The organism is Microbulbifer zhoushanensis (assembly GCF_021729055.1).
Classification (GTDB): domain Bacteria; phylum Pseudomonadota; class Gammaproteobacteria; order Pseudomonadales; family Cellvibrionaceae; genus Microbulbifer; species Microbulbifer zhoushanensis.
The window spans coordinates 563487-588542 of the sequence record NZ_JAJSAO010000003.1; the positions used below are offsets into that span (position 1 = coordinate 563487).

General features: G+C 60.6%; 17 protein-coding genes. 7 read left to right on the forward strand and 10 right to left on the reverse strand.

Annotation, left to right across the window (positions count from 1 at the left end; genetic code table 11):
- Positions 1–89 precede the first annotated feature (89 nt).
- Together LVD10_RS08655 and LVD10_RS08660 are read right to left on the reverse strand one after the other, a co-directional pair.
- Positions 90–953: a hypothetical protein gene (locus LVD10_RS08655; RefSeq protein WP_233006635.1), complete on the reverse strand. Its 864-nt coding sequence runs from the start codon at positions 951–953 to the stop codon at positions 90–92.
- A gap of 44 nt (positions 954–997) precedes the next feature.
- On the reverse strand, positions 998–1930 hold the full coding sequence (locus LVD10_RS08660; RefSeq protein ID WP_233006636.1) for an alpha/beta fold hydrolase: 933 nt from the start codon (positions 1928–1930) through the stop codon (positions 998–1000).
- A 552-nt stretch (positions 1931–2482) separates the two neighbouring features.
- Between LVD10_RS08660 and LVD10_RS08665 the strand changes: the two genes are divergently transcribed.
- Positions 2483–2806, forward strand: coding sequence for a DUF4242 domain-containing protein (locus tag LVD10_RS08665; RefSeq protein ID WP_233006637.1), 324 nt, complete (start codon positions 2483–2485; stop codon positions 2804–2806).
- Between the two features lie 65 nt (positions 2807–2871).
- On the opposite strand, the gene LVD10_RS08670 is transcribed toward LVD10_RS08665, so the two are convergent.
- A complete protein-coding gene (locus LVD10_RS08670; RefSeq protein ID WP_237063114.1) occupies positions 2872–4449 on the reverse strand; it encodes a collagenase in 1578 nt (525 codons plus the stop codon).
- 325 nt (positions 4450–4774) lie between these two features.
- On the opposite strand from LVD10_RS08670, the gene LVD10_RS08675 reads away from it, so the two are divergent.
- Positions 4775–6325, forward strand: coding sequence for an alpha/beta fold hydrolase (locus LVD10_RS08675; protein WP_237063116.1), 1551 nt, complete (start codon positions 4775–4777; stop codon positions 6323–6325).
- Positions 6326–6510: 185 nt separating this feature from the next.
- Here LVD10_RS08675 and LVD10_RS08680 read toward each other — a convergent pair whose 3' ends face one another.
- Positions 6511–8187: a serine hydrolase domain-containing protein gene (locus LVD10_RS08680; protein WP_237063118.1), complete on the reverse strand. Its 1677-nt coding sequence runs from the start codon at positions 8185–8187 to the stop codon at positions 6511–6513.
- A 255-nt stretch (positions 8188–8442) separates the two neighbouring features.
- Between LVD10_RS08680 and LVD10_RS08685 the strand changes: the two genes are divergently transcribed.
- Positions 8443–11175, forward strand: a complete 2733-nt coding sequence (locus LVD10_RS08685) for a M1 family metallopeptidase (RefSeq protein WP_237063126.1) — start codon at positions 8443–8445, stop codon at positions 11173–11175.
- Between the two features lie 57 nt (positions 11176–11232).
- Here LVD10_RS08685 and LVD10_RS08690 read toward each other — a convergent pair whose 3' ends face one another.
- From LVD10_RS08690 to LVD10_RS08700, 3 genes are all read right to left on the reverse strand, one after another.
- A complete protein-coding gene (locus LVD10_RS08690; protein ID WP_233006642.1) occupies positions 11233–12702 on the reverse strand; it encodes a tetratricopeptide repeat-containing sulfotransferase family protein in 1470 nt (489 codons plus the stop codon).
- Positions 12703–12771: 69 nt separating this feature from the next.
- Complete coding sequence (locus LVD10_RS08695) at positions 12772–15150, reverse strand: TonB-dependent receptor (protein ID WP_237063128.1); 2379 nt, start codon at positions 15148–15150, stop codon at positions 12772–12774.
- An 88-nt stretch (positions 15151–15238) separates the two neighbouring features.
- The gene (locus tag LVD10_RS08700) at positions 15239–16087 is read right to left on the reverse strand and encodes a carbon-nitrogen hydrolase family protein (protein ID WP_233006644.1); all 849 of its coding nucleotides are present in this window, start codon (positions 16085–16087) and stop codon (positions 15239–15241) included.
- A 329-nt stretch (positions 16088–16416) separates the two neighbouring features.
- Between LVD10_RS08700 and LVD10_RS08705 the strand changes: the two genes are divergently transcribed.
- On the forward strand, positions 16417–17667 hold the full coding sequence (locus LVD10_RS08705; protein WP_237063130.1) for an MFS transporter: 1251 nt from the start codon (positions 16417–16419) through the stop codon (positions 17665–17667).
- Positions 17668–17753: 86 nt separating this feature from the next.
- On the opposite strand, the gene LVD10_RS08710 is transcribed toward LVD10_RS08705, so the two are convergent.
- Both LVD10_RS08710 and LVD10_RS08715 read right to left on the reverse strand, forming a co-directional pair.
- Positions 17754–18260, reverse strand: coding sequence for a transposase (locus LVD10_RS08710; protein WP_237063132.1), 507 nt, complete (start codon positions 18258–18260; stop codon positions 17754–17756).
- A gap of 203 nt (positions 18261–18463) precedes the next feature.
- Complete coding sequence (locus LVD10_RS08715; protein ID WP_233006647.1) at positions 18464–20269, reverse strand: aminotransferase-like domain-containing protein; 1806 nt, start codon at positions 20267–20269, stop codon at positions 18464–18466.
- Between the two features lie 305 nt (positions 20270–20574).
- Between LVD10_RS08715 and LVD10_RS08720 the strand changes: the two genes are divergently transcribed.
- Positions 20575–22425, forward strand: coding sequence for a serine hydrolase domain-containing protein (locus LVD10_RS08720; protein ID WP_233006648.1), 1851 nt, complete (start codon positions 20575–20577; stop codon positions 22423–22425).
- Positions 22426–22460: 35 nt separating this feature from the next.
- Here the strand turns inward: LVD10_RS08720 and LVD10_RS08725 are convergent, their stop codons facing one another.
- Entirely contained in the window at positions 22461–23453 is a 993-nt protein-coding gene (locus tag LVD10_RS08725; protein WP_233006649.1) for an integron integrase, read from the reverse strand.
- 323 nt (positions 23454–23776) lie between these two features.
- On the opposite strand from LVD10_RS08725, the gene LVD10_RS08730 reads away from it, so the two are divergent.
- Positions 23777–24265 carry a hypothetical protein gene (locus LVD10_RS08730; protein WP_233006650.1) on the forward strand — a complete coding sequence of 163 codons (489 nt, stop codon included), beginning with the start codon at positions 23777–23779 and terminating at the stop codon, positions 24263–24265.
- 519 nt (positions 24266–24784) lie between these two features.
- Positions 24785–25056, forward strand: a 272-nt coding sequence (locus LVD10_RS08735; RefSeq protein ID WP_237063134.1) for a transposase, incomplete at its 3' end; no start/stop codon positions are given.

Genomic DNA, 25056 nt, shown 5'->3' on the forward strand with positions numbered 1-25056 from the left:
GCGGATTGAGAAACACGTCACACCCACTCTGCTCTGGCGGCAAAAGGCAGGAAAGATCAGGAAAGGACTGTTAGGGCGCAAAAGACCGGTCAATCGGCGTTATTTTGCGCGCCAGAATTGAATTGCTGGTAATAGCTACGCCCCCAGCCTGACGGGGGTTCGTCGCCAAATTCCACAAACTGCACCGGCAGGGCACTGTTGTCGAAGGGTGCCAGGCCACGCTCCATGCGCGCATTTTCCAGCCCCTCGTAAATGGCCGCGGCACGACCCTCGATTACCCGCAACTCACCCTCATCGAGTTGCAGGTCGTATTCCTCAATCATACGCAGCCCATCGCGCAGGGCCCACTGGTCACCACGCATGAGTGCCACCTGGTACCAGGTGAGCACATCCAGCAACTCGCGCTCGGTGGCTGGCCCGTTGCTGTCGCGGAACTCCCGCGCCCGCCCCAGGTGTGGCCCGGCCAGGTTACGCAGGTCCAGCAGGGAACCCATTACCGCACCGTTATACGCGGTCTCCAGGGCTGCTTCCTCCGCGCCATCCCTCACATAGCGCGAATACAGCACCGTGTTTGCCAACAGGTCACCACCCGCGGCAAGTTGCTGCAGTGTTGCCAGGTCGTAACTGGCATAGGCCTGGAGGTCAGCGGCAGAGTAAAAGCCGCGCTCCGCCATCCAGTCCTTGAAGGCACGCTGCTGCGACTCGATATCACTAGCCGTTACCGCTGTGGATGCGGCATCGCTGGAAGGTGCCGCAGCCGGGTTTCGTCCTGCGGCACCAGCACCGACAAAACGGGCCGGACTTTGCTGGCCCTCGATAGTCTTTGCTGCGGAATCAGGTCCAGGCGGTGCTATACGATTCTCCCCGCGCCGCCCCAGCCACTGCAGCGCGACCATGCCGGCGATCACTGCGCCTACCAGCAGCAGCTTCCAGTGACGGCTGAACCAGTCCATCGGTGCCTCCGTTTCAGTTCAATTCAGTTACCCGGCTTCACCGGTCAGGCGCCGGCCAGGACCTGGGCCGGATAGCGGGCGAAATCATGCCGGTGCATAAAGGCCCGAAACGCATCCAGTACTGCTTGCGGCGCCTCCAGCTGTGGGTAGTGGCCGATTCCCTCGAGCCCGGTAATGTCCGGTTCGGGAACCAGTTGCCGATAGCGATCCACCATGTGCGCACCGGAAATGGGGTCGTGCAGGCCATTGATCAGTTTTATTGGCACCTGTGTTTCACACAGGGCACCCACCCAGCGTGCCCGGTGGCGCTTGCGCTCGGGCATATAGCGAATCAGCCGGTGCATCACCCGCCGTCCGCCCCGCCACTGCAGCAGCTTCCAGAAATTATCGATTTCCTCTTCACTGGGCTGGGTCTGCGGGCCGAAAATACGCTGCATGTTCTCCGCCAGCCTGTCCCGGTTACTGTAGCGCGCCACCAGTGGCCCCAGGGGCGATAGCAGCAGTTTCTGGATTCCCGCTGCACGATGACTCTCGGGAAACAACCCGCCATTTAACAGGCAGGCACTGGCAATGCGCAGGCCGGTATCATCCTCCGGACGCACACCGGCCCGGCGCTCGGCATCCCGTGCCAGCAGTTCCTGGGCCACCGTATCACCATAATCGTGGGCGAGGATATGGTACTCACCCACACCCTGCAGGTTCAGCCAGGACTCGAGCAGGTCGGCCTGGTCTGCGATACGGTAGCGAAACCTCCGGGGCTTGGGTGAATCACCAAAGCCGAGCATATCCAGCGTATAGAGGCTGAAATTTGCAGCCAGCGCATCCCAGAGCCGGTTCCAGTCCCAGGAAGAGGTGGGAAAACCGTGGATCATCAACAGCGCCGGTCCCGCGGGATTGCCACCGGTGCGCGTCACCACCGGCCAGTCGCCGTGCGCAAAAATGCCGGCGCCATTGCGCCAATCTTGTAAACTAATCATATGCCAGGCCTGACTCACTACCGGGGTTACTGCGCGCACCCCGCCAAGACCAAATTATCCAATCAGCCCGCCACGCTGTCACCACAAACCCGGCAGCAGCCCCGGCGAGCCGGGTAACTCCGCGACGCTCCAGACGCTACGACCATGCATCTTCGCACTAGTTCGCGATTATCACCCGCAGGCAATGGCTCCGGCCGGTTACCAGCAATTGCCACCAACCCCACAGGTAGCCTGCTATAGCGTGCGATCACCTGCAGGAGAACAGCCTTAACCCGCCCGGGACCGCCCCACGCTGAGCACCTCGGCCCGAGCGATTGTGGCGTGCTGTCCCCCTGGGAACCTGTAGCCAGTATCCGCCGCGAGTTTTTAGCCATTTATAGCGCCGCTGGGGCAGCCACCGGGCAACGGTGGATTTCTGCGGTAAATTTCCCTACCGGTCACCCTCAGTAGCGCGTACGCGACTATAGTTCTGCTCTCGGGAATACCCGGCGGATGTCTCGCCCGGGAGAGACAACGTCAATGGAGCAAGGGGTACAAGCAGGGAGAAAGGCTATGCCTAAATTTGTTATCGAGCGGGAAATCCCCGATGCCGGCAAGCTCACCCAGCAGGAGCTGGCGGGAATTTCACAGAAATCTTGCGATGTCCTGCACCAGCTGGGGCCACAGGTGCAGTGGGTGCAGAGTTATGTCACCGATGACAAGGTGTACTGCGTGTATATCGCGCCCGATCGGGAATCCATCCTCAAGCACGCAGAGATGGGTGGCTTCCCCGCCGACTCGGTGGCGGAAGTCCGCAATATCATCGATCCCACTACCGCCGAGCACCACACCGGTTCCGGCGAGTCACTGGATGCCGCCGGCGGGGCCACGATTTAATCCCGCCCCATAAAAAAGCCCCCTCCGGACGGAGGGGGCTTCCTGGCTGCACGGGCGGTAAGGCGTCAGCCCTCGTTATTCTCGTTGCCCGAACGCTCCTTGCTGGCGAGGGTCTTGTTGACCCGGGCCTTGACGCCGGGCTCCTGCTCGGCCTTCATTTCCGCCAGCATCAGCTTCATCTGCTGGTGCTGTTCCTCATCATCCAGTTCCATCAGCAGCGGCTGTGCCACGCGCGCGAAGTACTCGGCATCGCGCTTGTTGTAGAGCTCCTGGGCCAGCCACTGGGCAATGTGCACCTGGCGCGGAGCGCGCAGGTAAGCCTGCTCCAGCATCTCCAGGTACTTCTCCTGCGGGTAGTCCAGCATCTGCATGCTCATCGCCAGGCCGTACCAGTGGGAGGCCGTGTCTTCATCGTTGTTGACGAGGTACACGAACTTGTCGCGTACCTTCTTCAGTTCTTCCCGGTCGCGCTCCGCCCCGGGAGTGTTGGCCTGCCGGGTCAGTCCCAGCCAGGCGTCCACATTCTGGTAGCGGAACTGGCTGCGGTCCTGCAGCGGCACCGAGGCCAGCAGCTCTTCGGCAGCCTCGTAGTTACCCATACGGGTTTCTGCATCTGCCTGTACGGATATCAGCTCCGCGCTCATCAGGCCGTTGGCGTGCGCATACTGCAGCAGGGAACCCAGTCCACCCAGGTTATAGCCGGACAGCACCAGGAAGTGCCCCACCTCGGCGATGGCACGCTGCGGCGAGAGCTGCTGCACGCCGGGTGACACCTCGCGGAACTCCTTCGGCACAATGCCGCTCACCATCTCAAACTCGCCTTCCTGGAACAGCTGCGCATAGCGTTCCTGAACGTCTTCCAGTTTGACGCCGAAGGTGCTGGTGAGGGACTCCACCGGGTCGGCACCGTTGTTGTAGGCCCGCACGTAATCCCGGAACTGGTCCACCTTGCCGCTCTCCATGATCAGCCAGTGGGCCAGCATCCAGCCACTGGCGTACACGCGCGGCTTCTCCTCATCGGGGGTGTTGATGACCGTGGCACGCAGCAATTCCTCGAGCGGCATGGGGCTGGTGTAAATCAGCGTCATGGCCCGCTCTTCCGGCACGGCACCCAGCTTGTAACGGCCCGGGGTCGGGAATGTCATGGTGGACATGAACTCGGCAAAGCCCTCGCTGTACCAGTAGGGGTAGTGCGTGGTGTTGCGGTTATAGCTGAGGAAGTGGGTGTATTCGTGGAACAGGAATTCCCGCGCCTGCAGCTGGCGCTCGCCGGTACGGCCATCCAGGTTTACCAGCGCATAGCTGCCCTGGGCCGTGGTATCGAACAGGCCATTGGTCATTTCCGCCAGCTCCGGGCCAACCAGGCCGGCGTAGGTCTGGCGGTCAGCGGTGGCGTAAATAGTAAGCTTGTGCTGCTCCTGGCGGGCGCCCTCGGTCCCCAGCAGCTTCAGGGCGACCGCGCGATAGCGCTCCAGGTCGCGCGCCAGGGTTTCCACTGCCTCCGGATCACCATTGGTGACAATCCGGAAGTTGGTGCTGTCTACCTGGTACCAGGTCTCCTCCCCCAGGTTGTGCTGGGCGCTGCAAGCGGACAACACGAAACTGGAAAATATTACCAACAGGGCGAGTGTGCGATGGAACATAGTTCTGGCCACTTGGTGAGTTTTACTCGGGCCCTCCGTGGCGGGAATAACAGCCTCACACCCTACCGGTTTTCATTGATCAAAAAAAGAACAATTTTAGACCAGAACCGGGCATCCGTCGGATTGATTGGGACCCGGGAACGACTCCCGGTCAGCCCTGGCCGCCAAACTCGCAGATAGAACCGCCAGTCAGGTGAACCTGCTCGCAAACTGCCGCCAAGGCACCCCTAAAAGCTGCGAATCAGCGCTAAAGTCTCCATGTGACCCATAAAAATAAAGCGGTCACGATAACTAATAATAATTTGCGATGATGAGAGAGATATCTATGAAAACCACTCCCCTGCTGGGGCTGCTGGGCGGGGCGCTGCTGTCGTTCCAGTGCCTGGCTGCGCCACAGTTTATTCCCGACCTGGATATCACCACTTTTGATGGCACCGAGCTGGATGCCAACCTGTTTGTGCCGGATAGCGCGCCCCCGCCCGGTGGCTACCCCACCGTGCTGTTCACCAACAGCTGGGTGCTGGACAAGAACGAATACCTGCTGCAGGCCGAGGCGCTGGCGGAAGACGGTTACCTGGTGATGAGTTACTCCACCCGCGGCTTCGGCAAGTCCGGCGGGCTGGTGGATGTTGCCGGGGACAACAGTATCCGCGACACCCGGGTACTGATCGACTGGCTGGAAGCCAATTACCCGGTGGGCAAGCTGGCGCTCTCGGGTATTTCCTATGGCGCCGGCATCTCGTTGCTGACCGCTGCCGCCGATCCGCGCGTGGATGCCGTGGCGGCGCTATCCGGCTGGGCCGATGTGGTCGAGGCCCTGTATCCCAACGAGACCGTCAACCTGGTCTGGGGGTCCCTGCTTGTCAACACCGCCTTTCACCGCGAGCCGGTGGTGGACAACGTCTGGTCGGACCTGCGCAACGGGGTCAACATCGATGGTGTACGCGAATTCGGTGCCGCGCGCTCGGCCCTCGCCATGGTGGACGCGCTGAACGACAACGGCACCGCGGTGCTGATGTCGAATAATTTCGCCGATTACCTGTTCAAGCCCAACAGCATGACTGACCTGTATACGCTGCTCGAGGGCCCGAAAAAACTGCTGTTAAACCCGGGCACCCACGCCATCACCGAGTTCCTGGGCGGCAACAACGGCCATATCTGGCAGACCACATTCCGCTGGTTCGATCGCTATCTCAGGGGTGCGGCCAATGGCATCGACAGCGAACCACGGGTGGATATGACCGTGCGCATCGACAACCGGCTGGAGCAATTCGAGGATTTCCCGGTGACCAACCAGCGCCAGCAGTGGTACCTGCACCCGCGCTACGGCTATCTCGACAGTGGTGACCTCAAGGGTTACGCCTACGGCGGCTGGAGCTGGCGCAATGAGTTCCACGGTGGTGCCGACACCAGGGCCGGCACCGGTATCCCGCTGGTCTCGGATGCACTTGAGGGCCTGGGTATCCCGGTGTACACCAACATGCTGGGGATCAACGGTTACCACGCGATTGAATACCACTCGCCGATCCAGTGGCGCAAAATGAGAATCCGCGGCACCCCCAGCCTGGAGCTCTGGATCCGCCCCAGCAAACCGGACGTGCAATTGCACCTGCACCTCTACGACACCGACATGCTCGGCCTGGGACGGCTGGTCACCCACGCACCAATCACCCTGCGGGGCCTGGAGGTGGGCCAGGAGCAACGGGTGGAAGTGGACTTCTTCACCACCAGCTACGACCTGCCCGCCGGCCATTTCCTGTCACTGGCCATCGACACCGAGGGCCTGCTGTACCAGAAACTCGACGACCGCAATTACACCGTCGAGATTCCCTACCGCGGCAGCCGTGTGTCCAGGCTGAGTGTGCCCGTGCTGTAGGCCATTTCCACCCGGCAATATTCCGCGTGGCACTCGGGTGACCGGTAGCACAGGGATTCCGCCCAGCGATTCGTTACCCCGGGCAGGCCGGGATCCAGTTGCCCCGGAAGTGATGGCAACTCCCGGGGCATAGCCGGGTCCGCTGCGCGGCGCTCCTGGCCATTCGCCCCGGTTCGCACGGTGAATCAGAGACGCTTGTATTTCAGGTTTTTCACCCGTTCAGTACTGGCTGAGAACCCGACGACACGTCCCCTGGCATCGCGCTCGAATTCGATCACTGCGCGCCCACTGATAAAACGATCACCAGGCACCGGCAAAAGCTCCTCATCCCCCGTTCGTCGTCTTGCTACCAGTTGGTCACCGGTTTGCTCAAGTCGCTGGAAGTGATCCAGCTCCGGGCTGTAATAGTTCCCGGCCAGTGCCTTGATCTCCCCGGTGTCGAAAGAATCCGGGGCATAGCGCTCGAACTCCATCTCGGTCCACCCCTGGATTGCCACTTTCATGGCGGCGCCCGTGAATGACACCTGTGCGGGAGAGCCGAAAATTGAGGCACGGAAACTGCTAGCTGAGCCCGGATCCAGCTGGAAACGGCCCCAGCCACTGAATACAAGGTAATAATCCCCATCTTCTTCAGTGATGGAACCCTGCACCATCATTTTATCCTCATGCCAGTAATGGCCGGCATATTGCTGCAACTTTTCGTCAGTGTCCTTGAACCGCTTTACGGCAGCGGGAGATTTACCATCCGCTTGCACCGGAGATGGCGCCCGGCTTCCTGTGGCTTGCTTCTCTGCCAGGTAGAGTGCAGCGACCTGCCTCGCCAGGGACCTCGGGTCGGCATCGGCGCGATTGCAGAGCACTGCCAGGCCCAGGTCGGCCCCCGGGTAACGGGCAATTTCCGTACGAAAGCCCACGAAAGTCCCCCCGTGGGCCACTTCCCGCGCACCGTGAAACTCGTCGACAAAAAGGCCAAAGGCGTAATCCAGCTCCTCACCATTTTCCAGGCGACCCGGTTTCTCCAGCTCATGAATCAACTCCTGCCGCTTCTTTCCGAGCCGGTTCTCACTAAAGTTGTCATCCCAGCGCTTCAGGTCCCCGATGGTGCTATAGAGGCCACCATCCCCCACCATATCCAGCTGCGTCATGCTGATCCGCCATTTCTCGTCTTCTCCCGGCGCATAACCATCGGCCCGGCGCGGGACAACGTGGGTGTGATCATCATGGAAGTGGGTTTGCTCCATACCCAGCGGCTCGAACATATTCTCGTGAGTCCATTCGCGCAGGGATTGTCCTGTGACTTTTTCTACCACCTGGGCCAGCAGCAGGTACCCCGAGTTTGAATACAGGTGCTGTGACCCCGGCTCGAAGTTCAATGCCTGTTGCCCGGTAACCAGTCGCAATGCTGATTCTGTGCTGTACGAGTCACCCATATCGGCAAGCTCGGCGAGGTCCAGGTAATCGCGAATACCGCTGGTGTGATGCACCAGTTGGCGCAGGGTCACCGGGCTGCCGTAATCGGGCATTTGTGGAAAGTATTTCTGGACCGGATCGTCCAGGTCGAGATCCCCCGACTCATGTAACAGCGCAATGGCGGTAGCCACGAACTGCTTCGATGTGGATGCCATCCGGAATACTGAATCGGGAGTAAGCGGAATATCGTACTCCAGATTCGCCATGCCGTAGCCGCGGGCATAGGCGATTTCGCCACCGCGGTAAATCCCCAGCGCACAACCCGGGGCCTCCTCACTATCGTATGCAGCGAACACTGCGTCGATATCGGCTGGCGTGGGCTCACCAGCCATTGCGGCTGGCCCGCACAGCGAGATGGAGAAGGCGATGCAGTTACCGAAGACCTTATTCATGGTGATTCCCTGTGTTGATTGCAAACCTGCGTGCGGCCATCAACAAGCCACGCAAACCACTACCACGATACCCAGAGCATCCACGTTACCACGGCCCGGGCGGCGTGCCGCAATGGCGTCAATTACACGTAGGCACATTACTGAGCAATGTGGCGCCAGCTGTTCCGGCAACCATCAATGGCGACCACTGGCCAGCCACGGGCCAAGCCGCCGCTGGTCCGTTACAATGCCGGTTTTGCCAAGCATCGGGAGCTTATGAGAAAGATAACCCTGCGCAGCCTGCTGGTAGTGCCACTTCTGGCCCTGGCCGCCTGCAGCCCGTCAGAAAAGCCCGCGGACGGCGAGCGTGCCGAATCCAGCGGCAAGCCACCCACTTCCCAGCTGGTGAAGATCTCCGGCGATGCGGAGAAAGAGGCACCGGACGGCCGCCTGCCGGAGGGCGTCCGCCCCACCGCCTACCGCCTCGACCTGCTGCTGGACCCGCGCCGTGACGACTTTTCCGGCACCGTGGAAATCGATATCGAGCTGGACGAGTCCGCCGACCATATCTGGATGCACGGCAAGGACATCCGCGTCAACGAGGCTACCGCCACCAGTGCCGACGGAAAGACGGTTGCCGCCGACTACCAGCAGGTGCTCGACAGCGGCGTGGTGCGGGTCAGCTTCGCCGAGCCGCTGCCTGCCGGCGAATTCACCCTGAGCCTGGCCTACAGCGCCGATTTCGATCGCAACCTGTCGGGGCTGTTCAAGGTGGAGGAACAGGGTGATTCCTACGCCCTGGCCAAGTCGGAGTCGATCCAGGCGCGCAAGTACCTGCCCGGCTTCGATGAGCCCGGCCTGAAGGCACCGTTCGATATCAGCCTGACGGTGCCCGAGGGCTATGCCGCCATCAGCAATGGCGCGGAACTGAAGCGCGAACCGGCGGGCGAGGGGCTGGAAAAAGTCACCTTCGCCACCACCCGGCCTACCCCCACCTACCTGCTGTCCCTGTCAGTGGGGCCGTTCGATGTGGTGGAGCGCGACGCCATCCCGCCTAACAAGTACCGCAAGGAACCCATCCCGCTGCGCGGCTTTGCCCGCAAGGGCCGCGGAGATGACCTGGACTATATCCTCGATGTCACGCCGCGCATGCTGGAGATATTTGAGACAGAACTGCAGCGTCCCTACCCGTTCAAGAAACTGGACATCATCGCCGCACCACAGTGGCCCAGTGGCGCCACCGAGCTGTCCGCGGCCATTACCTACCGCGAGCAGCGTATCCTGGTGGAAGGGGATGAGCCGGCACCGGGGGCACGGCTGGCACTGCTGGGTGTGCATGCCCACGAGATCGCACACATGTGGTTCGGCAACCTGGTCACCCCGCCCTGGTGGGACGACCTGTGGCTGAAGGAAGGCTTCTCCACCTGGGGCACCCCGCTCACCCTGACAATCTTTGAGCCCGAGGGTGGCCACGACCTCAACGCCGCGGTGCGCGCCATCAGCGCCATGCAGCTGGATTCACTGGCGAGCACCCGCGCCATTCGCGAACCCATCGACAAGAATGACGATATCCGCAACGCCTACGACTCCATCACCTACTCCAAGAGCCTGGGCGTGATCCATATGGTGGACCAGTACTTCGGCGCGGACCGTTTCCGCCCCGCCCTGGGCCGCTATATCGAGACGTTTGCCGACGGCGTGGCAGACTCGGACGACTTCTATCGTGTCATCGGCGAGGAGACCAACACCCCGGAACTGACCGACACCTTCCGCAGCTTCGTCGAGCAGAAAGGCGTACCGGAACTGACAGTCAACCTGGACTGTGACAGCGGCGACAAGCCCCGGGTCACCATCCGCCAGGGACGCTACAAGCCGCTGGGCTCACCGATCCAGCTGAGCGGCCAGCAGTGGACCATTCCCCTGTGCCTGCGCAGCGACCAGGGCCGCCAGTGCCTGATGCTGGCGGACAGCGAGCAGACCGTCGAGCTGGAGAGTGAACAGTGCCCGCAATGGCTGCTGCCCAATGCCGACGGCAGTGGCTACTATCGCTGGAACCTTGCCGGGGAACAGTGGCAGGCACTGGTGAAGAGATTCGCCGACTTCACCCCGACCGAGCAGCTCTCCATTATCGACAGCGCCTTTGCGGCCTTCGAGGCCGGTGAACTGCCCATCGCCACGGTGCTCGACGTGGTGCGCGAATCCGCTGTCGCCAGCCAGCGGCAGGTAATCACTGCGCCACTGCAGTACCTGGGAAAATACCGTCGCAGCATCCTGCCGGAGAAAGCCCTGCCGGACTTCACCCGCTTCCTGCAGGGACTCTACCAGCCGGTACTGGAGCGCACCGCCGGCAGCGACGCCCCGGAGCAGAAGCTGCTGTACAGCGAGCTGCTGGCCTTTATGGCACTGGTGGCCGAGGACCCGCAGGCACGCAAGGCCCTCGCCGACAAGGCCATTGCCTTTACCGGCTTCAAGCGTGAGCGCGATGCCGCGGCACTGGACTCCGACCTCTATGAAGCGGCCCTGGTAGTGGCGGTACAGGATGCCGGCCGGGAGTTCCTGCCGCACCTGGTGAAGGTCCGTGGCGAGCTGGACGACCCGCGCTTTGAGAATGCCAGCGCCAATGCCATCGGCGCGGCCAACGATCCCGAACAGGTGCAGGATGTCCAGCGCCTGGCGGTGAGTGAGGAAATGGGCCCGCGCGAGGCCTTCGGCCTGATCGCCACCGCCATCGCACAACCGGCGGTACAGGAACAACACTGGCAATGGCTGCGGGATAACTTCCCCACCGTGGTGGAGAAAATTCCGGGCCAGTGGCGCCGCCGCACCCCGTCATTTGCCCGCACCTTCTGCACCAGCGACCGGCTGGACCAGCTTCAGGCACTGTTTGAGCAACACAGTGCACTGACGCCGGGTTACCAGCGCAGCATGGAGCAGACGGAAGAAACCATCGAGCTGTGCATGGCGCAGCGCGAGCAGGCACCGGAGTTTATCCGCGCCCTGTCCCGCTGACCCACTCTGCATGACCGGGTCCCGGCACTGTACGGGACCCGGCTATCCCTGCCGGACCTACCCTACGGCGATACCCGCATTTTCCAGTTCCTCCGCCAGCGGTGCCAGCTGCTCGCGGTAGTGCTGCCAGTGGCCCACCGAGCGTGTATACAGCGGCTGGCGCACCTGGGCCGAACTGGCGGTGGCGACCGGGCTGCTGTTGCGGTGGAATTCCCCACAGGCGGTTTCCCATTCAAGTCCTGCAGCGGAGACCAGGGCGGGGGCTTCCCGGTCAAATTGCCCCACCAACTGCTCGTAGGACTGGAAGCGTATGCGGCCAGCCAGCGACTCCTGCCAGGTTTCCCGCAAGCGGTGGTAGGCAATGTAGTAGCGCGCCAGGTCCCGCAGGCTGTAGGAGAACGGATACCCCATCCGGAACAGGGTCTTGTACATGGCGAAGCAGGCATCCAGCGGGTGGCGATCCATCCAGACCATGGTGGCGCCGGGCATGCTGCGCGCGATCAGGCCGGCGTAGAGAAAGTTTTGCGGTGTCTTGTCGATATGCTTGCGGGCGGGTGAATCGTACTGCCCGAGACGCGCCAGGTAGCCGCCGGCAATTTTCCCGGCGGGCCATTGTGCGGTAGCCCTGACCAACTCTTCCTTCGGCAGGCTGCGACCGGCAGCCACCATCAGGGAAAGGGGCAGGTCGGTAATCTCGCCGAAACTGTCACACTGGCTGTGGCTGGACAGGATACGGTCCACCAGTGTCGTGCCCGAGCGGGGCAGGCCGAAGACAAAAACCGCCTGCTCACCACACTGCCGATCCGCGTCGCCAGCCTCCAGCTGCCCGTGTTCCCGGGCGATCAGCTGCAGCACCTCGAGATCACCCTCAACGCGATAACGCATCGTCGCACGACGCAGCTCCGCCCCCCGGCTGAACTGCTGGAATGCCCGGTCGAACTCACCAACATCCTCGTATTCCTTACCCAGCGCATAGTGCAACTGGATACGGTCATTGAGCCTGAGATCACTTCGCGTAACCAGCTGTTCCAGGGTGGGGATATGGCTGGCATCACGGGATACGCGGCGGATACCACTCAGTACCTGCTGGGCCTGGCCATCGGTTGGCGATTCCTGCACGAGGTTCCCGAGGATAGACTCCGCCTGCTCCAGGTCACCCAGCGCCAGCAGGTTTGCGGCCAGGTTATAGCGCGCATTGCGGTCACCTGCCTGCGCCAGCCGGCGATAGATTTCCGCGGCTTCTGCGGGCCGCTGGCACTGCGAAAAGAGTTCAGCGCACTGTTCGAGGTGCCGGCGATCCTGTCCGGCATGATGGCGGTATTCCGCCAGCAATGATCGCACTGAACGGTGCTGGCCCAGGAACAGCCGGCAGCGTACCTGCAGGGGAAACAGCTCGAGATTGCCGGCATGGCTGTAGCGAAGTTGTTCGACAACCCCATCAGCCTCACGAAACCGGCCCTGGCCAAGCAGGTGATTGGCTCGTTTTATTCCATCGTGTATTCCGGCTTCGGATTCACTGGCATTCACTATGTGTTTCGCTTTACTGGCATAAAAAAGGGGCGCAATGCGCCCCAATGTACCCAATCAAGGATAAAATCAGAAGCTGACCTTCAGGTTGGCACCGATTGTGCGCGGCTGCACCAGGAAGCTTTTGGCCCCGTTGCCGTAATACTGTTGCGACGGATCCGTCCCCATATACTCTTCCTTGAACAGGCCGGTGGTACCTTCCTCGTTCGTAAGGTTCTTGGCGAACAGGGTGGCAGTCCACCAGTCGCCGGCAACGCCGATATGACCGTCCAGCAGGGAGAAGCCATCGAGTTCGGCGGCAAACCGCTCGCTGTCACTGGCGGCGTTCATGGTGGAGGACTGGTAGTAGGCAGCCATACGCCCGATCATTTCCAGCCCGCCGTTGCCCAGCGGCGCCCGGTAATCCAGTGCGGCGGTCAGGGTATTCTCCGGGGTGCCCGGCAGGCGCGTGCCGGCACTGGCCAGCGGGGTCGAGTAACCCGGGGCCAGCAGGTCGGCATCCAGCTCCGCATTGACGTAGGCGTAACCCAGGCTGTAGCTGAAGCTCTGGCTCAGGTCTCCCTGCAGCTCCAGTTCTATACCCGAGGTGCTGGCCTGGTCGCCATTGGCAACCGCAAAGAAGCCCCACACCGGCGTGGCGGTATTGACCTGGACATTGTCCCAGTCGACGGCGAACGCAGCGGCGGTATAGGTGACGCTACCCAAGCTGCCCTTGATACCGGCCTCGTAGTTAATCACCGTATCCGCTTCGTACTGCGCCCAGGACGGGTCCTCGCCAAAGAAACCGCTGGTCGGTGCCGCGTTGGAACCACCGCGACGGTAGCCCTCGGACACGGTGGCATAGGCCATCATGTTGTCCGCAATATCGTAGGCGGCATTGGCCTTGAACAGAACACCGTCATCTTCGGTGACCCGGCTGTCATTCAGCACCGGGAAGATTGCCCCCGAACCGTAGGCGGGGAAGTCCATATACACCATCGACTCATATTCATTGCTGAACTGCCGGGCACCGAAAGTCAGGTGCAGGGCATCCAGGTGCCAGGTGAGCTCACCGTAGAATGCCGTCTCGGTAAAGTTGTCTTCCCGTGCATAATCCCAGTCCTGGTCGCTGGCGACGATGCCCGGTCCCCAGGCAGTATCGGCCCACTGCTGATAGCCGCGCAGGTAACTCTGCTGGGCACCCGAAGTGTCCTGGTCGATATAGAAGGCACCCAGGATCCAGTCCAGGCTCTCGGAACCGTTGGATACCAGTCGCACTTCCTGGATAAAGGCCGAATCCTCGTACTGGCGCACGGCGGAGGCCATGGGCCGGTTGTAGTTGTAATAGAAGGCCCCAATCCAGCCATTCTGAGCGTAGAAGCCGGTATTCTCGGAAACAGAATCGCCGCTGTGATCGTAATCGGAAGTCGAGGAGGTCAGGGTGGCAAAGCCCAGGTCAATTTCTGTTTCCAGGGTGTTCAGGCTGGCCTCACGGCTGGACGGCTCGAGCTGGATGGAGCCGTTCTCATAATCGTCATAGGCATTGCCCCAACCATCCAGGCCCTCGGTCTGCTGGCGACGCCCGCCGACTTCATCGTCCTGGGTCATATGGGTAAAGAGTAATTCAAAGCCGTCGGTGGGCTGCCACAATGCCGCAAATTTGGCATAGGTGATCTCGACAGTATCGGCATCCTCTACATTCCGGTATTCCGCTTCCGGAGACAGGACACCCTCGGGGGCGGTGGGAATGCCATTGCTGTCGAGCCGATACACATTCACGTAATCGACAATACCCGCATTGTCCACAAGGCCAGCGGCGGCACGAATGGCAAAGCTATCGGACAGTGCCAGGTTAACGACCGAGTCCGCCGAATAATTGAGCCCGTCAGAGCCCGCAGTGCTGGACACCCCGGAACTGAAGTCCACCGAATTGCCACCCATCTCCGGCTTGCGGGTGATATACCTGACGGTACCGCCGAGTGACCCGGAACCATAGAGCGTGCCCTGGGGCCCGCGCAGGACTTCCACCCGCTCAAGGTCCTTGAGGATAAAGTTGGCGTAAACCGGCGTGCTGTTTACATAGGTGGAGACTGTCGGCGCCGCGGCCACGGAATAATCCCCCAGTGCGGCACTGTCGACATTGAGGCCACGGATCATGATGCCGTTGATGACACCGGAATTGCGATTGCCTCGGTCCACCACGGCAACCCCGGGAACGTTCCGCATCAGCTCGGCCTGGTCGGTAATCTGCGCCGCACTGACATCGTCACCGGAGACAGCGGAAATGTTATAGGGCACATCCTGGAGCCTTGTTTCCCGGGCCGTTGCCGTAACGATGACTTCCTCGATTACTTCGTTATTTTGGGCAAAGGTGGCCTGGCTGAATGTCACGGCGCAGCCAGCGGATACCGCCGCGATCGCCATGGCCAGATGTTGCCTGCTGAAACCCCTGGTGTCTTTGTTGTCCATGATTCCCTCTGTATTTTCTCTATTGTATCGGCCGGACTGCGCCGCCTGGTGTTGTTGCCTAAAAAATTTTTGGGATTTCTCCCGTCTTTTACTCCGGCAGTTTCAATGGCCCGAGTCGCCCATAGGCGGGTGATGCCGCCCCATCCTCGTATTGGGGGAAACGGACCCTGCCATCACGGAAACTCTTGAGTACCTGGCCCAGCCCCTTCATGCCGCGCTCGCGGACCCGGGTCACTTTCTCCAGGTCCACCTCGAACGCGATCACTTCCTCATCCACAGAGGCCTCATGCAGGGTTTCCCCCTCCGGGCCCACCACGATCGAGCGCCCCACACCCTGGGTCCCGGCAGAATTCACGTCGACGATGTAGCACTGGTTGGTGACCGCACTCGCCCGCACAATCGACAGCTCATCACCACGGTCGATGGTGTCGGTCTTGGTGGGGTGGATGATGATCTCCGCCCCCAGCCAGGTCAGTGCCCGGGTGGTTTCGGGAAACCACATGTCATAGCAGATGGAAACGCCAAAACACCCGACCTCCGGCACCTCAAAAACAAGGAAATCTTCCCCGGGCGTTACGCCCTTTTCGTAGGGCAGGAATGGATAGAGCTTGCGGTAGCGGCCGACAACCTTTCCTTCCGGGTTGATCACCGGAGTGGTGTTGTAGACTGCACTGCCGTTCTTTTCATACATGGAGCCCGGTACCAGCCAGACCCCCAGCTCCCGCGCACTGCGGCAGAGCGCGTCCTCTTCCGCCGAGGGCAGTTCGCGGGCGTGCTGTACACCCACGCCCCGCAGTGCCAGCTCGCTGAGTACGATCATCTGCACCCACGGGTAGCGCAGCTTGGTTTTCTGGATGCGCTGCAGCAGCAGTTCCAGGTTGTCCGCTTCGTCCAGCCGTAGCTGGAGGGCCGCGATCCCAAATGTTCGGTTCTTCATCGCCAGATTGTTTCCTGCTTCTACCGCCCGATTCAGGTCGGGCGTTGGATCTGGCTTTATCTTGGATAATCCGCAGGAGGGTCGATAGGTCCAGATTCCGGCCGCGGATGAGGCCAGGGGATCCATATTGGGCCGCAGCGGCCCATTTTGTGCCATTGGCCCCATCGCCCGCTGCTGACTGGCACTATCGGCGAACGGGCCATGGGTTAGCTTAGGGCCAGTAACGCCGTAAACTGTCAGCTGGCGGAAGCGGCTTCCCGGAACTGTCCTGAAATAACGGAGCAGGCCGGGGCTAATAACTATTTTCTGAGACCCTTCCCGGAGAGCCCATGAGTCACAATGCAGATAGCCTCACCGAGCAGGGGCAACCAGCCGTTGCCACCGGACCGCTTCCCACTGGACTGCCGAAGGCTGCGGCTGACGGCTGGATCGCCAGCCTGTTACTGGCCTTCCTGTCATCGGCCGGCCTCTACTATGTGAACATTTTCCCGGTGATCGTGGACTCATTGATGGCCGGGGCCGGCCTGTCAGCGGCGCAGGCGGGGGAGATCACCTTTGCCAATACGGTGGGCGCGGTTATCGGGGCATTCACCATTTCGCTGCTGGTGCGGCGGATTCCCCGCTGGAAACTGGCCGCCACCTGCCTGCTGGCAGGCTCCATCGGCATGGACCTGCTGACCATCAGCCTGGCGAACATCGAACTGCTGAAACCACTGCGGCTGGTGCATGGAATGCTGGGCGGTGCGTTGGTGGGACTCGGGTTTGCGGCGATTGCCCGCAGTGGCATCGCCGGGCGTGCCTACAGCATGGTGTTACTGGTGCAGTACACCGGCGGCGCCATCGGCCTGCTGGTACTGCCGGGACTGGTGCAGCAGCATGGCACCTATGTGCCCTTCTATGCCCTGATCACCTTCAGCGCCATCACCCTGGCGATGCTGCCGTTTGTTCCGGACTACCCCCTGCCGAAAGACGCGGACAAGAGCCTGCTCCCTACTGATTCTGAAGTTGAGACGGCAATCGCAGAAAAGAAAGCGTCCATGACACCGATGCTGGTTACGCTGGTCGCACTGTTCTGTTTCCAGTTCGCCAACATGTCCCTGTTCGCCTTTATCTTCGACCTGGGCAAGTCATTTTCCCTGCCGCTGGACTTCATCAGCCAGACCCTGTTCTGGGCCAACCTGATTGCCATCGGCGGCGCGGCCCTGGCCGCCTATACCGGCCAGCGTTTTGCTCTGGCGACGCCCCTGGGGATCGCCCTGGTGATTACCCTGCTGGGGCTGGCCATGTTCGCCTTCAGTGATATTCCGCTGGTATTTATCCTGGCCAATATTGCCACCGGCATGACCTGGGCTTTCTGCGTGCCCTACCTGCTCACCATGGCTTCACGGTTTGATACCGCCGGGCAGATGGGGGCGTTCGGCGGTTTTGCCTCCAAGATGGGGCTGGCCTGCGGGCCCCTGGTAGCAGGGCACTTTGTATCGGCGGGGGGCAGCTATACCCAGCTGGTGGGCATTGCCTGTGTGATGATCGTGCTGTGCATGGCGGCATTGCCATCGGCCGCACGACTTGATCGCGCGTGAACCGGGCCCCGGGCGCACACAAGGTGCGCCCCTACATTTGGAAATTCCCACCCGTAGGGGCGGACCTTGTGTCCGCCCGTTTCCTTTCAGGGCTCAATATACAGACTATCCAGCTCCCATTTGGCAAGATTATTCTGGATATATTCACGTACAAACGAGAATTCTGATTCATCGCGGATGATGCGATCGAAGAAACTGCGCTGCCACAGGCGCCTCTCGAATCGGGGCCAGCCACAAGCCCTGACACCGGCAATATAGCTGTTGGTGGTAAATGACTTAAAAGCCTGGATGACCCTGCTCACGGTAAATGCCACCGGGCTCTTGTCACCCGACTCTCCAGCGGGAAACAGAAAAATGCCGTGTACGTGATTGGGCATTACCACAAACTCATCCAGTTCCAGGCCGGGGAACCGCTCTGGTAACCCCAGCCAGTGATCCCAGATCATTCGGCCCGCGGCAAGCAACGGCAGGCCCTCAGTTGCAATATCGGCAAAGAGGCAGCGTCGATCCTGGGTACAGATCGTGATGAAATAAGCACCAGCGCGGGAATAATCATAGTCCCGTAAACGCAGTCGGCGACGTCGGGCATCCATGCCTGACTCCTCTGGTTCCGCGTAGCTCGGGCGCACACAAGGTGCGCCCCTACACCTGAAAATCCTCACCCGTAGGGGCCGATCTTGTATCGGCCCAGCCACCAGGACCCTCCGGCCTGGGCGCACACGAGGTGCGCCCCTACACCTGGAAATCCCCACCCGTAGGGGCCGATCTTGTATCGGCCCTTGGCTGCCGACAGGGGTTACTGCTGGGCCAGGATACCGGTATCGATCAGCTGGCCCTCTTCACTGAACCACTTGATCCGGTGTTCCTCCGCCACCACATGGAAAGCGGCCTTGCGGCCGTAGGACCAGGTGCGCCACTGGCGCACCCACATGTCCCCGTCCAGCCACCAGCGACCGGTATCGGTCTCATCCACGTCGACATCATTGCGTGAATAACCCTGCAGGGTACCGTCGGCCAAAACCTGGATCCGGTAGGACTCACCCAGCGTATTGGTGCCCAGGATAATCGCCCCCGGGAATTCCGCCTGGATATCCGCGGCGGACAGGTGCCTGCCGGTGGCGTTGTCCAGGGTTTCCTCGTTTTGCGACAGCTCACCATTGATCAATTGCGCGAGGATGCTGATACCGCCCTCGATGCGGTCAGCCTCGATGGCCGAAAACCCGATCCGCAGGGCATTGAACTCCCGCACCACCTCCAGCAACAGGCCCTGCTGCTCTGCCTGCTTCTGCAGCTGCTCCGCGTCGATACTATCCGGCAGTTCCAGCCAGCAGGCCGTGCCACAACTGGCACGACGCACCAGCAGCTTGGGCAGGTGGTGCATCAGGGCCTCGCCCAGCGCGGTCCAGCGTTCCCTGAGTTGCCGGGTAATGCGGAAGGTGGCGGCGTCCAGGTGACCGGAGGCCACGAACTTGGCCAGCAGCCGCTGGTTGATGGCCGGGATCCGCTCGCGCAGGGTATAGCGCAGGGCCCGCAATCTCTGGATCACTGGCTTGGGCGCCACCACAAAGGCCAGTTGCATGCCCGGGTCTATGACCCGGGGGAACTGGTAGAGGTAGATGACCGACTCGCCGCCACCGAGACTCTTCAGGGGCGGCAACGGATTGCCGTGGTAGCAGAACTCGTGCTCGCAGTCATTCTCGATAACCACTGCGCCCTGCTCGTTTGCCTGTGCCAGCAACTTGCGCCGCCGCTCGAGGCTGGTGGTCACGGCAGTGGGGTTGTGGGCATTGGGTTGCAGGAACCAGCAGTCGCTGCCTGTCAGTTGCGATCCCGGGTTGGGTCCGTCACGGTCCTGCGCCAACCCCAGCAGGCGCACCCCGGTGCGGCGGAAAATCTCCTCGGTTTCACTGCAACCGGGCAGTACCATGGCCAGGCTGCGCCCGGCGCCCATAAACAGCTCGCCAATCAGGTAACAGGCCTGGTGCAGGTCGCTGGCCAGCAGCACCTGGCCCGGATCCACATAGATCCCGCGCCGCGGCAGCAACCGTGTACAGATCTGCTCGACCAGTTGCCGGTCATCCTCGTTGCCGCCGAGGGTGGCCCACTGGGCAACCTCGCGACCGGTATAGATATCCCGGGTGCACTCACGCCATTCGGCGCCCGGGAACAGTCGTGGGTCATACTCGTTGCTGACAAACGGGAAGGGATACTGGAGCCAGTTGGCCGGGCGGGACCTGAGCGCCCGCCGGCTGACGGAAACCGGGTTACACCGCTCGCGCCAGAAGGCCCGGTCCGGCTCGGAGCCTTCGCCCGGCACAGTGGCATCGCCGGGGCTGATAACCCCCTGGGTCTGCACACTTTCACTGACATAGAAGCCACTGCGCTCACGGGTCACCAGGAAACCGTCATCGACCAGCTGCTGGTAGGCCAGCACCACGGTGTTGCGGGCAACCGCCAGCTGCTCCGCCATACGGCGCGATGACGGCATCCGGTGACCGGCAGGAATACTGCCGGAGAGGATACCCTGAATGATTTTTTCGCGTATCTGTGCCTGCAGTCCCTTGTCGGCCTGCGGGTCCAGCACGATAAGTGATTCCGCCATGGAGTTATTATTCTGCTGTGCCGACGCCGCCAGAATCGCGGCGTTGCGGGCAAGTTTCCTGTAACGATAATGCCCCTAAAGCCGCAGATTGCGCAAGTTTCAGCCCGGTTACCAATGACCAAAAATGCAACTGGCCCAATAACAATCACGCAGCTGGCGCTAACAAAACCCTGTAAATTGAGGCAGCCTGTCGGTGCTCTGTGTCCTGCAGCACGCAGCCCCGGGTCGAAGTACCGGAGACTTTCCCCTCCGGGGACCGGGGTCGCGTCGCTGCCCTTCCGCACCAATGCCCGAACAGGCCGCGCATGGTTCCTGCCTCGCCAAAAACGTATTCCAGCCTGCGCCCGACCTGCTGGTGGGTGCTTCTGCTGGCGATAACCTGCCACCCCGGCGCAATTTCCTATGCTGCCGGAGAGTATGGCAACAGGCCGGAAGCCAGTGGTGAAGTCCAGCGCACGCAACTCCGCTTTTCCACCCTTGTTGAAGGCAACACTCCACTGCCCCTGCTGGATTACCGTCACTATGCGGTTCCTGACAATGCAGCCCCGCCCGGCAATCACTTCACGGGCAGGCTGCAATTATCTGGCGAAGCTACCGGTGGGAATTTCCGCAAGCACCGCGACCGCTTCGACTATACCGGTGACGGCGACGCCCCACGCAAACACCTGCCCGAGTTCGATTTCGAACTGGTACAGAGCGGCAGCCACATTTTTCCGCTGGAGCGCGGCTCAGTGGCCGGCGCCCACCCGGACTGGGAATTTATCCTGGCCCCGGGGCGCGTATGGGATGAGCAGGGCGATCGCGGTTACAGCCGGGTAGCCTTGCCCTTCGCATTACAGGAGAGAAATGCCAACTGTATTCACAACGGCGTGATGACTTTCCTCTTCCGGGATAACGGTGACATCTCGGATGCTGCCTACCAGATCGCCGGTGAAACCTGTGCCTATTACCAGATGGACCTGTGGGGAAAACTCGCAGCCACTTATACGCGAGCTGAAATTCCGGGAGCGGACCTGCATATCCGTGACTACCGGGCGGAAATACGGCGACGCCTGCCGGTAAAACCACTGGCGGAACTGGGCAAGGACTTCCCCGGTAGCGACCACCGGGCATTCTCCGCACCTGCTGGCAAGGACCCGGCCGCCCTGTCGCTGGTGGGCTATGTAATCGACGGCATTCACTACACCGGCGGCTGCCAGACCCGCCAGGGCCAGTACCCCTACTGCGATTCACTGGTGGTGCCGTCCTATTCCGTGGCCAAGTCGGTCTTTGCCGGCGGCGCCCTGATGCGGCTGGAACGTAGATACCCCGGCAGCTTCCAGCAACCGGTCGCCGGGCTGGTGCCGGAATGTGCCGCCAGTGAAAACTGGCAGGGTGTCAGCCTCAATGACCTGCTCGATATGGCAAGCGGCAACTTTGCGCAGGCGGGGTTTATGGAGGACGAACAGGCGGAACATACCGACGGCCTGTTCCTGTCCACCAGCCACCGGGAAAAAATCCACTACAGCTGCAGCTACTACCCGCGCAAGGGAGAACCCGGTACCGACTGGGCCTACCACACTTCCGATACCTATATCCTCGGCACCGCCATGAATACCCTGCTGCGCCAGCATGAGGGACCGAACAGCGATATTTTTACCGACCTCCTGTACCGGGACCTGCTGGCCCCGCTGGGCCTCAGCGCCACCGCCGCCCATACACGCCGCACTTACGACCAGAGACGGCAGCCCTTTACCGGCTGGGGCCTCTACTGGTTGCGGGACGATATCGCCAAAATCGCCCGCTTCTTCAACGACGCCAACAACAGCCTGCTTGCCCCCCACCAACTGGCTGCCGCGCGCCAGCAAGACCCGGCCGACCGGGGCCCGGAGCTGGGCCCGGGCAGCCACTACAACAATGGCTTCTGGGGACTGGAGATTGGTAAAAACCTGAAGGGGTGTGAGGACGAGGTATGGATACCGTATATGACGGGTTATGGTGGCGTGGTGGTACTGCTGCTACCCAATAACAGCATCTACTACTACTTTGCCGACGATGATACCTACGACTGGCTGGCTGTAGCCAGGGCAGCCCATAACATACGCCCGCTGTGCCCGGGCGCGACCCCGGGTGCAATACAAACCACCGCAACCCCGTGGGGGCAGCACGTCCAGTAGGCAGCAGGCCTCACCCCGCGACGGCCCCGGGCATGTCATCCCAGCCGGTCTACCGGGCTCACCACACCACTGCCAGCCCTATCGACCACATGGGTGTAGATTTCCGTTGTCCTGATATCGGAATGGCCGAGCAACTCCTGGATCCTACGCAGGTCGCACCCGGATTCCAGCAAGCGGGTGGCAAAGCTGTGGCGAAATGCATGGTTGCGGCCGGGCTTGTGAATACCGGCCCGGCGCACCGCAGTGCGAACCTGACTGGTCAGCGTGGACGCATGCATATGGTGGCGACGCATCACCCCGGCAGCGGGATCGAGCTTGAGTTCCCGCGCGGGGAACAGGTATTGCCACCCGGGATCCGTGGCGGCGGAGGGATACTGCCGGGCAAGGGCATCCGGAAGGTAGACCGCACCATAGCCGTCGTCCAGGTCCTGGGCATGCAACCGCCCGACCCGGCGGATTTGTTGCTGCAGGCGCGGGACCAGGGATGCGGGCAACAGCGTTGTGCGATCCTTGCCGCCCTTGCCGGCCCGCACAAAGATGTTGTGGCGGGCGAAATCGATATCCATCACCCGCAGGGACAGCAACTCTGCACTGCGCAGCCCGCTGCCGTACATCAGCTCCACCTGCAACCGGAACACACCCTCCAGCTGTTCAAGAATCGCGGCGACTTCCGCTGCACTGTATACCACCGGCAAGCGCCTCGACTGCCGCGCCGATCGATAGCGCAACAACTCCAGCTCCCGACCCAGGAAGCGCCGGTAAAGGAATACCATGGCATTAAGCGCAACCCGTTGCGTATTCACCGAACAGTGCGCATCCACCGCCAGGTGGCCGAGAAAATCCTCCACCTCCGCAGCCCCCATGTCTTCGGGATGGCGCAACTGGTGAAAGCGGATAAACCGCTTTACCCAGTGTACGTAAGTCTGTTCCGTGGAATAGGAAAGACCGATACGCCTGATCAACAGGCGCAACCGTGGCACAAGCCGTTCGCGGCTCTCGGTAGGTATATGATGGCGGATATCGTCCATGATGCAGCCACTTAACTGTTTATTTGTACAGCATATGGCCGATTAGACGCCGTCAAGGCGGGGATCAGGAGATACGTCGCGTATCCACACGGCACATCTGGCAACTGATTGACTTTGAAAGGGTTACTCTTAGCATCAGTAGACGCAGCACTCTGGCAGATATAGGTTCAGTTGCCGTAACTACCGGCAAAACGATATCTACAACGCTCTAATACATTGAAAATAAAAGACTTATTCTTTCCTGTACAATTTTCGCGCGACAAATAGAGCCGGGGAGGATAGAAGGGTGCGTCCTTTGAATTAACTGTTATGCATAGGCGAGCATGGAAGCACTAATTAGAGAGCTGATATTCACTGGCAACATTGTTCAGGATTCTGATGAGTCTGTGCCTTGGCCAGAAAGAGAGAATCGATTCAATAGGTATATTGAGCTTCTTGATTCAATAGACGGGAGCGAAGGTTTGCCTGTTGCTAGGGCTTTAATTCAATCAATGCAGTCTGACGATGATTATGGAGCCTATCAGACCACCCAAGCAGCGCTGGGGAAGTTCTCGAGCAAGGAATATATAGAAGCGCTAACTCTAGAACTGCCGCCAATGATAAAGAGAGGCTCAGAATGGGCAGGCGAGCTTCTGTGTAGCCTGGCCAATTCAGTGGGTACGCAGCATGAGGCTGATATTGCTCTATTCATAAGAGCACTCAACGAGCTGCCTGGCGAGGATAAGAACACCATTTCCCGATATATTGAGCAACAAGAAGAAGGTGGGTGGCTTGCGCACCGAAAAGGGGTATTGCGTGGCATCAATGCATAACAAGGCCAAGCAAGCAGGGACGCCTTACAGGCGCCCCTGTTGGCAACGTTATATGTCTAAGCTAATTTCGTAATTTTTAGGACTATTTGAATAACAATGAATATGAATTTGGCATTCTTTCCATACTTCTTTCTGTTTACATCAGTGCTCCCCGCGGTACTTGCATTCTGGGTGGCACGTAAGCAAGGTCGTTCTTCAGTAGCATGCGCATTGGTGGCGCTTGTACTTGGCCTAAGTTGGGCTGGCGGCTGGCTGTACCTGGCGGTTCTCACCCTTTTGTCACCGAAGTCGGCTGAGACCTAAGGCCATATAACAAACACGGGCAGTGAAGCTCCGGCCCTTCGGGCCTCCGCGGGACGGCTTACCTTATGCACATTTTGCGCGGTCGCTTCGCTCCCATTATTGCGCAAAACGTACATAAGGTAATCCGCCCCTGCCGTGGGCGTTCTGGCTGTAGAAAAACTCTTAAAATATAGTGTTTTTTGATAGAATTGGCAGGTCGAAAAGGGGAATCCCGCCATGCCAAACTTCAAGCGGTACAATTACAACCAGGACGCGATGGTTGTGATCAATTTCGAAGAGCAATTGCAGCCCAATACCTTCGAATTTAACCTCCACCACCTGATCGATGACCATATCGACCTGTCTGCCTTCTACGAAAAGTACCAGAATGACGCCGGTGGCCGATCGGCTTACGATCCCGCCATTCTGTTGAAGATCATCCTGTTCGCATACTCCAAGGGCATCACCTCCAGCCGCGAGATCCAGTGGCAATGTGAGCACAATATCAT